Raw genomic sequence first — 13747 nt, forward strand, 5'->3', positions numbered from 1 at the left:
GAAAACCTCCCGTAATTATAGTTGTTATACCATTTAAATTTCGTTACCCACTTCCTGAGCCAGACCCATTTTCTGATATTTTTCACTAACATTATCTGCAATACGGGTTAAATGTTTTTCCATTAGCTTTTTTGCTAGTTTGGCGTCCCGATCTTTTAAGCTAAAGTAAATCATCCAGTGCTCCGCCTGCGATTGCTTTCTTCGATCGATTGAAAATAACATTGCCGGATTCCCAACATAATTCAAGTAATCCCATAACTGATTTGCAAGAGTAAACGTATAAGGTAACTTAGCCGCTAGATAAATGATCCGGTGAAACTCAATATTAAGGAGTGAATACTCTTCCTCAGAGATTTCTAGATTATCCATCTTAGTTAAAATCGTATACATTTGAGAAAGTTCTTCATCATTTAAATTTTTTATCGCATGCTCCGTCATTAAAGCGTCTAGGTTTGCACAGACCAATAATCGCTCCATCACTTCTTCCATCTCTGGTCTTTTTACAAACACACCTACTTGGGGAATGATTGACAAAAATCCTTCTTCTGAAAGTTTTGTCATAGCCTTATGTATCGGTGTGCGGCTGATATTTAAATGCTCAGAAACTTCATTAACATTAATCGCTGTATCAGGTACCCAGACTCCATCAATAATTTGTCTTTTAATATAGCGATATGCCTGATCTATTTTCATCTTAATACACCTTCAATTCTCATTTGTTGTCGTTACCCCTATAATATTAGTAATCACTCTAAGAGTCTATCACTTTCATACTGATAGGAAGAGAGGATCAACGGTGTATTAGCAATTAAATCAACACTATTTCTAAATTTCACCGTTGAAAAAATCCGAAGTTAGTTTGATAAATCTTTCCTTTTGTTCTACCTGTGCCCAGTGTCCACAGCGCTTGAAGATATGGAGCTGTGCGTTTGGCAAGTAATCCATGACGTAAAGGCTGCTTTCAATCGGTACAAATCGGTCTTGGTGTCCATGAATGAGTAACATTTCATTCTCCATTTGTTTAAGTGCTGAAGGAGGAACAAGCATGTCAGACAGATGTGTTTTTGTGAAATTTTCCTCATAAGATCTGCGTACATCGGGTCTTAAGAACAACTCTAACCGTTCTGCAACAATCTTCTCCAGCTGATCTTCTAAAATACTCTTATCGTAGAGGAACCAGCTTAATAGATTTTTAAATGCAACAGGGTTTGGATCTTTGTGGAAGTTTGCTAATTTAGCAAGCTCTGGGGTAGGTTCTTTCAAGCCGCCTCCTGCTCCCATCAACACGATACGATCAAATCTTTCTGGAGCATACATAAGAAGGTGAAGTGCAATAACACCGCCCAGGGAATTCCCAACCAAATGGGCTTTTTCAATTTCTAAAGTGTCCATTAATGATAGTACTTGTTCTACTCGAATCTTCATCCATTGTGCCCCATTTTGAGGGTATTCTTCAGGATGATCTGTATTTCCAAAGCCAAAGATGTCTGGTGCCACTACGTGAAATTTATCTTGAAAACTAGGTAGAATTTCTCTCCAGTTTGATTCTCCACTTGCCCCAGGTCCGCTTCCGTGTAAGAAAATAATTGTCTCAGATGACTTATTATCTCCACCTTCATTAATAAAAGTTTGATAGTTTCCGGTTTGGATCTTTCGTTTAATGACTTCAGCCATATTTCAATTCCCTCACTTTCCAAATCAATTGATTCTTCTAACTAAAATTTCAGTTCTTGTGTTAAACATCATATATGTAGTATAAAATCTCTAAAAAAGCGCTTCCATTAACTAACTATAATTTTACCTACTGTTTTTTAATCTGTCAATCAATTCTAAATATTTATTAAAATTAAAATATAAATAGATGAAAATCTATCTTAAAAACCTTTCACAAAAATATAAAAGGATGTACAAAGTTATTTGTAACATCCTTTCTTCATAATTAATTATTTAATGTAACTTCTATATCTTTTTTAGGTTTCATTACCGCTGCAGCCCATATTAACGATAAGACAATTAATCCAATGGCACTGACAGCTAATGGGAATCTTCCAATGTCTTGATTAAATATGTTTTGCACGATTTGGAATCCAAATGGTCCCAAAATACCGCCTAGACCCTGCCCTACGACAACAAGCCCTACTGCTGGCGGTGCACCAGGAGGAGTAAGTTCTGAGACTTTTGTAAATACACCTGGAAGTCCAATCCCCATTGCAAACCCGCCAATAATGCTACCGACAAAGATCATTGTTAGGGTTGGTGAGTAATAACAAATTGCCATCCCAATCCCTGTTACAAGAACACCTATAGGCAGATAAAAGTTTGGCAGTGCATGTTTGATTTTTCCAAAGATAAATCCTGCAATCAGTGTACCAAAAGTAAATACAGAGATTGCCATACCTGCTTCTGTTGCATTCCCTAGTCGATCACCTTGAATGACGACCGAAATATTTGTAACATATCCAAAGATTAACCCAGAGTATATTACTTGCCCTAAACATACCCAATATATTGCTTTTGGTAATTTAAGCTTATTACTTGCTTTTGCTGCTTCATTCGTCTGTTTCTTTTCAGGCTCTGGTAAATAAAGCATAGTAACGGCGAGTATCCAAATTGGGAAAAGGTACGTAAGGAATCCATATTGCCAGCCAAAGGAATCTGCTAAAATTCCGCCGCCTAATTGGAAGAAAATCGCTCCAATACATGCAATCGTGGAAGTTCCAAAACCAATTAAGAAATCCCTTTCCCTGCCGTCAAAGAAATCCGTAATGACATCAATAGATAACGGCATGGTAATACCAACACCGAGTCCTAAAAGTCCTCTCATTGCGATAATCAATGGCAGATTATCAATAAATGTTGGCAGTGTCCCACCAATAATAAATAAAGTCAACCCGATAAATAACAATGTTTTCTTTTTAAATACTTTTGTTAGTTTTCCATAAAATAATGCAGGTACAATTTGTATGAGACCCGGGAATGTAGCTACCAACATGACAATGGTGGGATCATAATCTGGAAATGCCTTAATAATGTCAGCCATAATCGATCCAGCTACTCCAGCTGCAACATCTTGAAAAGCCAGAATGACGACTAAAAATTTAAGCATATTTCTACTAATATTTTTTGCCATTTTTATCCCCCTTGTATTTGTAATACAGTATGCGATGTTTTTCTGTAAACGTTTTCATTTAACTTAAAGAATATTACTTTTGATTTGCTTGTGGCCAGCAAGCAACAAAAGCTTAAAATCTCAGTTTTTAATAAACTGAAATTTTACATTTCTATTTTTCACGATTTTACCGGTGAAAATCGTGAAAAAAGCAGTTCCTTTTGCTAACTGTAATTCTACAGTCGTATAAAATGCTTGTCAATGTATTCATAATACTTTTTATTTTCTGAATAATTAATTACACAATTTCTCTTATTAAATAAAAAAAACACTGAATATCTACTATTTTTTACTTAATTTCTTTGTGAAAAATTGAACTCTATTTTTATGTTTTAAAAAGGTTAGCAACTAAAATTTTATATATTTTAAGTTTTTTTAAATGTAAACGTCTTCACTTGAATTTAGTTGATTTAAAATGTAAGAAAATATGTTATATTCTAATAAATGAAAAATGGGAGTGAAAAAATGAATACACTTGTCCAGCGCGCCTATAACTTTAATGCAGGTCCATCTGCCCTTCCGTTAGCTGTTCTTGAGAAAGCTCAACAGGAACTAATCGATTTTCGTGGTACGGGTATGTCAGTCATGGAGCTCAGCCATCGTAGTGCTGCCTATGAGGAAGTACATAACAACGCCATTGCACTTCTAAAAGAATTGTTATCTATTCCGGAAAATTACGAGGTCCTTTTTCTCCAAGGAGGAGGAAGTCTTCAATTTTCAATGGTTCCCATGAACTTTTTGAAACCAGGAGAAAAAGCAGGATATATCATGTCCGGGTCATGGTCTGAAAAAGCATATTCTGAAGCAAAACTATTTGGGGATGCTTACCATGTTGCCTCTACGAAGGAAGGACAATATCGCCGTGTCCCACAATTTGACGAGTTGAAATACAACCCGACAGATGCTTACATTCATCTAACATCAAATAATACAATATACGGTACACAATGGAAGGACTTCCCAAACACAGGTGATGTACCATTGATTGCGGATATGTCCAGTGATATCTTATCCAAGCCTATTGATGTCAGTAAATTTTCATTAATTTATGCAGGCGCTCAAAAGAATCTCGGTCCTTCTGGTGTTACAGTAGCAATCATTCGCAAGGATCTGCTTGAAAAGGCGAATCCTAACATTCCGACTATGCTAAAGTATAGCACCCATTCAAAAAACAACTCTTTATATAACACACCGCCTACATTCGGAATTTATATGCTTGGCGAAGTTTTGAACTGGATAAAAGAAACAGGCGGAATTAATGAACTAGCCAAACGAAACGAGGAAAAAGCAAAACTCATTTATGACGCAATCGATCAAAGCAATGGATTCTATATTGGTCATGCAGAAGTCGAAAGCCGCTCACTGATGAATATTACTTTCCGAGTGAAGGATGAAGAATTAGAGAAAAAATTCTTAGCTGAAGCAAAGAATGAAGGATTTATCGGTGTAAATGGTCACCGCTCTGTTGGAGGCTGCCGCGCCTCTACCTATAACGCTGTCCCATATGAAACATGTAAAGCGTTTAGTGAATTCATGGTGAAATTTCAAAATGAAAATCGATAAGTAAACTTAAAAAGGGAAATATATAATTTTATATACTTCCCTTTTTTATTTTTCTAAACAAACGATACCCTTTTCTGACACTGTTAACGATAAAGAAAGGTATAGGAATATTATATTTATAAATAATAGGCAGATAAATTTTGTAATAAGCCTTTTTTAGGTCATCCCACTTTCGGCATTTTCCCTGCTTATAAAAATCTGATACATCTACTATATACCCTCTCCCATTACTCATCACAACATTTTTTCCGTGTACATCAAAGGGATTTAATCCAACCGACCTCGCATACGCAATCCCCTCATCCACATCGTGAATAACACTTTCGGGGATTCGTATTCCTTTCACGACTGCATTGAACAGATTAACCCCATCAATTCTTTTTAAAATTAAATAATTATCTCCGTAGTCAATTAATGAAGAAAAGGATGGATGATTCCCTAGCTTCTTATATACTTCCACTTCTTTTTTTAGGTCCTCAGGATTTCTTCCATACACCTTTACAACCCAATTGGGGTTCGACCGATGTAAAAATACCCCTGCATAATTCCCGCTCCCAATTGTTTTCCAAGTATTTGAGGTATTTTTTACAATAATTGGATCAAATGGACCTTCGGTTGATAATTGGATATTGGGCAATAATTCATTTCCAATCAATTTTATATATTTCTCAATTTTCATTTGGACACCTCAAAACAAACTAGATAATTCTTTCCTTTTAGTATACATCTCATATACACTTAGAATAGAAAAAATATTCTCTACTTTAACAAAAAATTTATTACCTATTTATAATGAGGTGTTCCTGTGTTATTTCCAACCTTAGAAACAGATCGATTAAAATTAATTGAAATTACTCAAATTCATGCTACCAGTTTATTTAATATTTTATCTTTAGAAGAGGTAACCAGATATTACGGGACTGATACTTTCACCTCAATCGAAGAGGCAAAAAAGTTAATTGACATGTTTCAGAAGAACTTTTACGAAAAACGGTCCATGCGCTGGGGGATCGTCCTGAAGGAAAATAACAAATTTATCGGTACCTTAGGTCTGAATGGATTACAGCTAAAAAATAAAAAAGCGGAAATTGGCTATGAAATTCATCCCTTCTATTGGAGGAAAGCCTATACTTCAGAAGCGATCAAAGAGGTTATGCGTTATAGCTATCAAGAGTTGGGATTAAACCGCATAGGGGCTGTTGTTTACTTAGAAAACGAGGCTTCAAGTAATCTTCTTGAGAAGTTAGGCTTTAAAAAAGAAGGGGAATTGCGTGATTATTTGTTTCAAAACAATTCATATCATACCACTAGTATGTTTTCTTTATTAAAGCGTGAATGGGAACTGCTTGCAATTGAATCAAAGGATGCTCAAGTTCAATAAAAAGCCAGGATATATCTCCTGGCTTACTCTTCAAAATAATCTCTAAATGCTTTGGGATTATCGGTTTCTTTCCCCTGATAATATGGGTTATTCTCGGTAGAATCCTGCGGGTCAAGATTTGTTTTAATAATCAAATGTGGTCCTGATGGCTGCTCCACAATGATTCTGTCGTTTAATTGGTCGAAATCAGGCAGTTTGTTATTTCCAGGTTGTCTAGGCTCCATTTCTGTGACACCTCCTAAAAATAGGTTGCTGATTTTTCTTTTTTATCATACCTTCTTTCTTTTATTATAAGATAATAAAAAAGAAAAAACTAGGAAGTAGAGACTTCCTAGTATGTTTATTCTTCTTCGACGCCGAGTAAGAAATCTGGATTCAATTCCTCAAATTCTTCGTCGTCAACATCCATTCCCCAATCATCGTCATCGTCCTTGCAACCATGTGGATTAACGGCGACACATACTTTCGTTTCGCCAATCACTTCCACGAGGAATTCCCTTTCAACATGGACAATGATTCGATTGCCATTCGGGGAGATAACGGCTTCACAACAATTTGGCTGCTGAAGAACGCGAGCACAAATTTCATTGTCATCCAAACAATCATGGTCACGGTATCGTAACTTAATGACATCTGTATATTGAACCTTTTCGGTTACTACTTCTGTTCTGGTATTATCATTAAATGAATACCAAACGTTAATGTCATACGAGCCGTGTATCTCTACAGTTTTGCCGACTTTTTTCGCGTTGTATTTATGGTTGATAATCCAACATCCAAGAATGCTTGTCGGACTATGTGCCGGGCTAATCGTATGATTGGACTGGGTGAATTTACGCCCTTTCGCTACTACGGCCTTCGTAATTATCTCTCTGTATTCTCCCATTTCGCGCGAACCCTCCTCATTCATTTTCAATTCATCCTATGCAATTTTATAGACTAGTGTGCGATATATTTCTGCGAATACTGGATAAAAGTTTAGTCATAATTCATTTTATGCGGGAGTCTAATGTAGGTTCCAATTAGGCAAGTACTTTAAGTTGAAATGACTTTTCTAAAAATGTCCATAAAAAAACCAGGCTCTGTAAAAGCCTGGTTACCTTTTTAATGTTCATGGTCGTGATCGTGATTTCCACAAGACCCGCCATTATGAATACTTGCACCTGTTTCACCTTTTAAGACATCTCCGCCAGTAGACTCAATAATGACATCTGTTACCTTATTAGAGATTGTAGTAGCAATTAACTGAAGCAATTCATTTACTTCCATTTGGGACTGCTTAAACTCTTGAACAACTGGAATATCATCTAACTCCTGTTCAATCGAAGAGATTTTATCTTCTACCTTTTTTAATGCTTCTGGCTTACCGTAATGTTGTAAATTAACGGCTTGCTTTTGCAAACCCTTAATATCTGAAATTAACGTACTAACCTTCGGGTTTACATGAATCTGTGCTTCTGCACGTTTAAAGAAATCAACTTCCTCAGTTTCTCCTATCATGCGTGCTAATTCTTGTGCACGAGCGATGATATCGTCTTTTGTATATTTCGCCACTTTACTTCACCTCTACCGGTTCTAATTCTTCCACCATTTCTCCGTTTAATGACCATGTTTTTGTATCAGTAATTCTGACCTTAACAATTTTACCAATTGCTGATTTAGGAGCAGCAAAATTCACAAGCTTGTTTCTGGAAGTGTATCCTGCAAGGACATCAGGATTGTTCTTGCTTTCCCCTTCAACAAGAACTTCAACAATTTGGCCTTTGTACTTTTTCATCGCTTCTGCAGATAACTCGTTCACCAAAGCATTTAAACGTTGTAAACGTTCCTTCTTAACTTCCATTGGAACATTATCCTGCATTTTTGCTGCAGGTGTACCTTCACGAGGAGAATAAATGAACGTATAAGCTAGTTCATAGCCTACTTCACGATATAAAGATAAAGTTTCTTCAAATTGTTCATCCGTTTCATTTGGATAACCAACGATAATGTCAGTGGTTAATGCAACATTTGGAATTGCCGCTTTAATCTTGCGTACTAACTCTAAATATTGTTCTCTCGTATATTTACGAGCCATAATTTTCAATACATCGGTTGAACCTGATTGAACTGGAAGATGAATGTGATCCATCAGATTACCGCCTTTTGCAAGGACTTCAATCAAATGATCATCAAAGTCACGTGGGTGACTTGTCGTGAAACGAATACGAGGAATATCAATCTTCCTTAATTCATCCATAAGGTCACCTAGACCATAGTTAATGTCTTCTAAATCTTTACCATAAGCATTTACGTTTTGGCCCAACAGAGTAACTTCCTGATAACCCTGTGCTGCTAAATGACGTACTTCCTGGATAATCTCTTCCGGACGGCGGCTTCGTTCCTTACCACGAGTATAGGGAACAATACAATAGGTACAGAATTTGTCACAGCCATACATAATGTTAACCCATGCCTTAATATTTCCACGTCGTACTTTTGGAAGGTTTTCAATCACGTCACCTTCTTTAGACCATACTTCAACAACCATTTCTTTTGACATGTATGCTTCATGTAAAATATTTGGCAAACGATGAATGTTATGTGTACCAAAAATCATATCCACTTGGTTATAGGTTTTTAAGATTTTATTGACCACAGATTCTTCCTGTGACATACATCCACATACACCTAACAGTAAATCTGGCTTTTCTGTCTTCAAATGCTTTAAATGTCCTAGTTCACCAAACACTTTATTTTCAGCATTTTCACGAATCGCACATGTATTTAATAGGATAACATTCGCATCTTCTGTTCTGTCAGTCGGTTCATAGCCTAAAGCCAAAAAGATTCCAGCCATAACTTCCGTATCGTGCTCGTTCATCTGGCAGCCGTACGTACGAATATAAAACTTTCTGCCTTCACCCATGCCGCGAAACTCTTCAGGAATGGAGAAATCATTGTGGTATTTTACTTCTTCTTTACCACGTTTTTTAGCGTCTTTTAATGATGGTGCAGTAATGACCTGTTCAAAGTACTTACTGTAATCCTTGGCGGATTTTTTGTCCGAAGAATTAGCAGCTTCAATTTGTTTAGATTCTAAACGTTGTTTTTCATTCATTCGTAAAAAATCTCCTTTCAGTCGTTTTAGCTGATGTGTCTATTAATATTAATAAAGTAAATTTTTACCTGTACATAGTGTCAGAACACGCCTAACATACTTCTGCACATTATTATAGTATAAAGGTTAATAGGCTTGAAAACAATAGAAAATCCCGTAGCAGCACACTACGAGATTTTCAAATTGCTATTACATAAATTCGCCAACTAGTTTATCAAAATATTGTTGATCAAGGTTTAAATCAGCCTGTGATAAAGGAGTTTCAGCGTAACCATTGATTAATTCCTGATACGATTGACGTTCTGTGTTCTGATAAATTAAACCAGTAACTAAGCCATTATGCTTCATCAATGTTTGCATAGCTTCTTCACGGTTTGAAGGATCATAACCTTCAATATCACTCAACTTCGTTAAATTCTCTTTAAACCAGTCATAAGTGTTGACTTTATTATACGTTACACATGGGCTGTATACGTTTATTAAAGAGAACCCTTTATGCTTAATACCAGCTTCAATTAGAGCAGTCAAATCCTTTAGATCTGTTGAAAAACTTTGTGCAACAAATGTTGCTCCAGCAGTTAGGGCCATCTCCATTGGAGAAATAGCTTGTTCAACCGATCCCATCGGAGTTGATTTTGTTTTAAATCCAGCAGCGGAACGTGGAGACGTTTGTCCCTTTGTTAAGCCATAGATTTGGTTATCCATTACAACATAAGTAATGTCAATATTTCTCCGGATTGCATGGATTGTATGACCCATACCAATTGCAAAACCGTCTCCGTCACCACCAGAAGCGATTACTGTTAAATCACGGTTTGCCATTTTTACACCTTGTGCGATTGGTAATGAGCGGCCATGAATTCCATGGAAGCCGTATGAATTAATATATCCAGAGATACGGCCAGAACATCCAATACCAGAAATAACAGCTAAGTTTTCAGGCTCGAGCCCTACATTCGCTGCTGCACGTTGCATTGCCGCTTGTACAGAGAAGTCGCCACAGCCAGGGCACCAGTTCGGTTTTACATTATTTCTAAAGTCTTTAAAAGTGGCCATGTTTAGAACAACTCCTTACATTTTGTATATACTTCGTGTGGTAAGAACGGATTACCGTCATATTTTAAATGTTTAATAATCTTTTCAGCATGACCAACATTCATTTTCATAATGTTTGCCAATTGTCCAGTAGCGTTGTTCTCAACAACTACAACTTTCTTTGCTGAACGAACAAGTGGTAATACTTCGTCAGTCGGGAATGGGTGAATCAAACGAATTTGAGCATGGTTTACTTTTAAGCCATCGTTTTCTAAACGAACCATTGCTTCTTCAATTACACCACGAGTTGAATTGAATCCAACAAATAAGACATCAGCTTCTTCATGTTTCACATTTTTATAAACTGGTGTGTTGAAACGAATATTTTCTATTTTACGGAATCGCTTGTCCATTTGGGCAATTCTGTTTGCTGCTGATTCAGAAGGTTTACCAGTTTCGTCATGTTCAACACCTGTTACATGGTGGATACCATTTTTCATACCAGGAATAACACGTGGTGAAACTCCATCAGCTGTCACTTCATAACGTTTGAAATATCCTTTGTTTTCATTTTCAGGAATTTCATCTGTTACCAGTTTACCGCGTCTGATTTCAACTTTATCCATGCTTAATGGTTCAACAGTCTGTTTACCTAGAGATAATTGAAGATCTGAAAGAATAATAACTGGACATTGATATTCTTCAGCAAGGTTAAATGCCTCGGCAGTATCATAGAATGCTTCTTCTACAGTACTTGGAGCCATAACGATTTTAGGGATTTCTCCATGTGTTCCATAGATCATCGCCATTAAATCGGACTGCTCTTGCTTTGTTGGTAATCCTGTAGATGGACCGCCACGCTGGGTATCAACAATAACAAGCGGAGTTTCTGTAATACCAGATAATCCGATTGCTTCCATCTTTAATGATAGTCCAGGACCTGCAGATGCAGTTATTGTACGTACGCCAGCATAGTTGGCACCAATTGCCATTGTACATGCTGCAATTTCATCCTCTGTTTGAATAACTGAACCACCAAGTGCTGGAAGCTTTTTAATTAAATATTCCATTATTTCAGAAGCTGGTGTAATTGGGTAAGCAGCCATAAAGCGGCAGCCAGCTGCGACAGCCCCTAATGCAATAGCGTCATTTCCAATCATGAACATGCGCTTTTTACCGTCAGCTTTTTCAAGTTCCATTATTTCAACGCCATCTACAAGCTGATTTTTCATATACTCATATCCAGCTTTAATGGCATCCATGTTTTTCGCAACTACTTGTGCACCTTTTTTACCAAAAATCTCTTGAACTACTTCTTCAAACACATGAATATCAAGATTCAAGACAGCTGATGTAGCACCAATCGCTACCATGTTTTTCATTAAGGATGTCCCTAATTCAGTAGCAATTTCTGTAAATGGAACCGCATACAATGCTGCTTGTGTATCTTCTGGTTTCTTAGGCGTGAATTTTGCATCAGCAAGGATTACACCTTTAGCGTGTAACTCTTTGTAGTTTAAATCGATAGTTTCTTGGTCAAAAGCGACAAGAACATCAAGATCATCAGAGATTGAACGAACTTCTGTCGTACTTACTCTGATTTTGTTGTTGGTATGACCACCTTTAATACGAGATGAAAAGTGACGATAACCATACAAGTAATAACCTAGGCGATTTAATGCAATAGCAAATATTTCCCCTGTACTTTCAATACCTTCCCCTTGTTGTCCGCCAACTTTCCACGAAAGTTGATTGATCATGACTTACACCCCTTTGGATATGTAAAAAGTATATTTTAGAACTCGTTAATAGTGTAGCACAATTCCGAGTCATTCACTAGAATTTAGACTTTAATGCTTTAAAGGCTAAATCAATCGAAACTAGAATATGTACTAAACGCTTACAATTCTAGACCTCTATTCCAAAAATTGCAACCCTTTCAGACGAAATATTGTCTAAAATATGAATATTTTTTTATATTATAAAAATTGGCATTTAGTAAAGCTACTTACCTTACCCTAAAATTGTTGTAAAACGTTGCTGTTATGCGATTCGGTACTAAATCTAAAAAAATATATTACTTTAACACTTTATCATAGAAAACGTTTTCATTTATACTAGAATAACATTATTATAATGATTTGTATATAAAAATACCTGCTTAAAATATAAGCAGGCAAAAGCGTTTGTTTTATTCATCTTATTTCACATCATTGATTCTATCTCTTTCATCTTGGTTCAACAATAAGCTTTATAGCCGTGCGTTCTTCACCATCAATCTGAATATCAGTGAACGCAGGGATGCAAATCAAATCAACTCCGCTAGGTGCTACAAATCCTCTTGCAATCGCTACTGCCTTAACAGCTTGATTCAATGCACCTGCACCAATCGCCTGTATTTCTGCTGCACCTCTTTCACGCAGAACTCCAGCAAGTGCACCAGCTACAGAATTAGGATTAGATTTTGCTGAAACTTTTAATATTTCCATTCCTAGCTCCCCCTTGTATAATCCCGATCCTGGCATGAGCAGTTTCATGAGCAAATCAGGTATATAAGATTCCACTGCTACTATATTCATTCTGCAAAAGACATATTCCGGCTTGGACAAAAAAAGTGCTTATTTATCGTTAAAAAGAAATAACCTTCCATTTCGGAAGGTTAAGAATACCAAGGATGATCTTCATTTATTAAAATTCTTTCCATTTTTTTGCACTTTCCAGTTTTTCTGTCTAGTTCCATGTAGACGCCGCTAAGCTGAGTTCTACCTGATTTAGGGACTTCAAATCTTACAGGAAGGCTTGTAAGGAATTTAGTGATGACTGCTTCCCTTTCCATCCCAAGAATTCCATCATATGGACCTGTCATCCCTACATCTGTTAAATAGCCTGTCCCATTTGGCAGGACACGGCTATCCGCTGTTTGTACATGTGTATGGGTGCCTACAACTGCAGAAACCCTCCCGTCTAAATACCAGCCCATTGCTTGTTTTTCACTGGTAGCTTCTGCATGAAAATCCACAAAGATAAAGGGTGTACGTGCTTGAGCGATTTCGACTAATTCATCTGCCTTTTTAAAAGGACAATCCAGCGGAGGCATAAACGTTCGCCCCTGCAAATTGATGACAGCTACCTCGATGTCATTCACCTTAAAAAATGCTAACCCTTTGCCGGGAGTTCCTTCTGGAAAGTTTGCTGGACGTACCATATTCTTTGCTGATTCGATAAATTCAAAAATCTCCTTGTTGTCCCATGCATGATTTCCAAGGGTTACAGCCTGTGCTCCAGAACCTAAAAATTCCCGATAGATTTTTTCTGTAATACCTCTGCCGCCTGCTGCATTTTCACCATTAATAATCGTAAAATTTGGTCGATATTTTTCCTTAATCTTTGGCACATACTCCTTAACCATATCTCGACCTGGTGAACCAACAACATCTCCAATAAATAATAAGTTCATTTGTAATCCTTTCGTAATGCATTTATTTATTATAAATTGTAT

14 protein-coding genes are annotated in these 13747 nt (G+C 36.7%); 2 read left to right on the plus strand and 12 right to left on the minus strand.

Going from position 1 to position 13747, the window contains the following annotated elements; translation table 11 throughout:
- Window positions 1–33: 33 nt before the first annotated feature.
- From F4694_RS23300 to F4694_RS23310, 3 genes are all read right to left on the minus strand, one after another.
- Window positions 34–693 carry a GntR family transcriptional regulator gene (locus tag F4694_RS23300; RefSeq protein WP_179602298.1) on the minus strand — a complete coding sequence of 220 codons (660 nt, stop codon included), beginning with the start codon at window positions 691–693 and terminating at the stop codon, window positions 34–36.
- Between the two features lie 132 nt (window positions 694–825).
- Entirely contained in the window at window positions 826–1674 is an 849-nt protein-coding gene (locus F4694_RS23305; RefSeq protein ID WP_179602299.1) for an alpha/beta fold hydrolase, read from the minus strand.
- A 265-nt stretch (window positions 1675–1939) separates the two neighbouring features.
- Window positions 1940–3130 (minus strand): MFS transporter, encoded by a 1191-nt coding sequence (locus F4694_RS23310; RefSeq protein ID WP_179602300.1) that lies wholly within the window; start codon window positions 3128–3130, stop codon window positions 1940–1942.
- Between the two features lie 504 nt (window positions 3131–3634).
- Between F4694_RS23310 and serC the strand changes: the two genes are divergently transcribed.
- Window positions 3635–4732: a 3-phosphoserine/phosphohydroxythreonine transaminase gene (gene serC / locus F4694_RS23315; RefSeq protein ID WP_179602301.1), complete on the plus strand. Its 1098-nt coding sequence runs from the start codon at window positions 3635–3637 to the stop codon at window positions 4730–4732.
- 28 nt (window positions 4733–4760) lie between these two features.
- Here the strand turns inward: serC and F4694_RS23320 are convergent, their stop codons facing one another.
- Window positions 4761–5411, minus strand: a complete 651-nt coding sequence (locus F4694_RS23320; protein WP_179602302.1) for a protein kinase family protein — start codon at window positions 5409–5411, stop codon at window positions 4761–4763.
- A gap of 126 nt (window positions 5412–5537) precedes the next feature.
- On the opposite strand from F4694_RS23320, the gene F4694_RS23325 reads away from it, so the two are divergent.
- On the plus strand, window positions 5538–6113 hold the full coding sequence (locus F4694_RS23325) for a GNAT family N-acetyltransferase (protein WP_179602303.1): 576 nt from the start codon (window positions 5538–5540) through the stop codon (window positions 6111–6113).
- Window positions 6114–6136: 23 nt separating this feature from the next.
- On the opposite strand, the gene F4694_RS23330 is transcribed toward F4694_RS23325, so the two are convergent.
- The 8 genes from F4694_RS23330 to F4694_RS23365 form a co-directional block, all read right to left on the minus strand.
- Window positions 6137–6337 carry a hypothetical protein gene (locus tag F4694_RS23330; RefSeq protein ID WP_179602304.1) on the minus strand — a complete coding sequence of 67 codons (201 nt, stop codon included), beginning with the start codon at window positions 6335–6337 and terminating at the stop codon, window positions 6137–6139.
- Between the two features lie 116 nt (window positions 6338–6453).
- Window positions 6454–6999 carry an outer spore coat protein CotE gene (locus tag F4694_RS23335; RefSeq protein ID WP_179602305.1) on the minus strand — a complete coding sequence of 182 codons (546 nt, stop codon included), beginning with the start codon at window positions 6997–6999 and terminating at the stop codon, window positions 6454–6456.
- A 218-nt stretch (window positions 7000–7217) separates the two neighbouring features.
- Window positions 7218–7667 (minus strand): YlbF/YmcA family competence regulator, encoded by a 450-nt coding sequence (locus F4694_RS23340; RefSeq protein ID WP_179602306.1) that lies wholly within the window; start codon window positions 7665–7667, stop codon window positions 7218–7220.
- A 1-nt stretch (window position 7668) separates the two neighbouring features.
- Window positions 7669–9213: a tRNA (N6-isopentenyl adenosine(37)-C2)-methylthiotransferase MiaB gene (miaB, locus tag F4694_RS23345; protein WP_179602307.1), complete on the minus strand. Its 1545-nt coding sequence runs from the start codon at window positions 9211–9213 to the stop codon at window positions 7669–7671.
- Window positions 9214–9402: 189 nt separating this feature from the next.
- Window positions 9403–10269: a 2-oxoacid:ferredoxin oxidoreductase subunit beta gene (locus F4694_RS23350; protein ID WP_179602308.1), complete on the minus strand. Its 867-nt coding sequence runs from the start codon at window positions 10267–10269 to the stop codon at window positions 9403–9405.
- 2 nt (window positions 10270–10271) lie between these two features.
- A complete protein-coding gene (locus tag F4694_RS23355; protein WP_179602309.1) occupies window positions 10272–12008 on the minus strand; it encodes a 2-oxoacid:acceptor oxidoreductase subunit alpha in 1737 nt (578 codons plus the stop codon).
- Window positions 12009–12476: 468 nt separating this feature from the next.
- Window positions 12477–12737 (minus strand): stage V sporulation protein SpoVS, encoded by a 261-nt coding sequence (gene spoVS / locus F4694_RS23360; protein ID WP_003181955.1) that lies wholly within the window; start codon window positions 12735–12737, stop codon window positions 12477–12479.
- Between the two features lie 170 nt (window positions 12738–12907).
- A complete protein-coding gene (locus F4694_RS23365; RefSeq protein ID WP_179602310.1) occupies window positions 12908–13705 on the minus strand; it encodes a TIGR00282 family metallophosphoesterase in 798 nt (265 codons plus the stop codon).
- Between the last annotated feature and the right edge of the window lie 42 nt (window positions 13706–13747).

It is taken from the genome of Neobacillus driksii, assembly GCF_013409995.1.
Lineage (GTDB): Bacteria > Bacillota > Bacilli > Bacillales > Cytobacillaceae > Neobacillus > Neobacillus driksii.

Coding starts and splice junctions, on each gene's coding strand:
- serC (WP_179602301.1), top strand. CDS start 3,635: ATGAATACACTTGTCCAGCGCGCCTATAACTTTAATGCAGGTCCATCT.
- F4694_RS23300 (WP_179602298.1), bottom strand. CDS start 693: ATGAAAATAGATCAGGCATATCGCTATATTAAAAGACAAATTATTGAT.
- F4694_RS23350 (WP_179602308.1), bottom strand. CDS start 10,269: ATGGCCACTTTTAAAGACTTTAGAAATAATGTAAAACCGAACTGGTGC.
- F4694_RS23365 (WP_179602310.1), bottom strand. CDS start 13,705: ATGAACTTATTATTTATTGGAGATGTTGTTGGTTCACCAGGTCGAGAT.
- F4694_RS23330 (WP_179602304.1), bottom strand. CDS start 6,337: ATGGAGCCTAGACAACCTGGAAATAACAAACTGCCTGATTTCGACCAA.
- F4694_RS23355 (WP_179602309.1), bottom strand. CDS start 12,008: ATGATCAATCAACTTTCGTGGAAAGTTGGCGGACAACAAGGGGAAGGT.
- F4694_RS23310 (WP_179602300.1), bottom strand. CDS start 3,130: ATGGCAAAAAATATTAGTAGAAATATGCTTAAATTTTTAGTCGTCATT.
- F4694_RS23305 (WP_179602299.1), bottom strand. CDS start 1,674: ATGGCTGAAGTCATTAAACGAAAGATCCAAACCGGAAACTATCAAACT.
- spoVS (WP_003181955.1), bottom strand. CDS start 12,737: ATGGAAATATTAAAAGTTTCAGCAAAATCTAATCCTAATTCTGTAGCT.
- miaB (WP_179602307.1), bottom strand. CDS start 9,213: ATGAATGAAAAACAACGTTTAGAATCTAAACAAATTGAAGCTGCTAAT.
- F4694_RS23320 (WP_179602302.1), bottom strand. CDS start 5,411: ATGAAAATTGAGAAATATATAAAATTGATTGGAAATGAATTATTGCCC.
- F4694_RS23335 (WP_179602305.1), bottom strand. CDS start 6,999: ATGGGAGAATACAGAGAGATAATTACGAAGGCCGTAGTAGCGAAAGGG.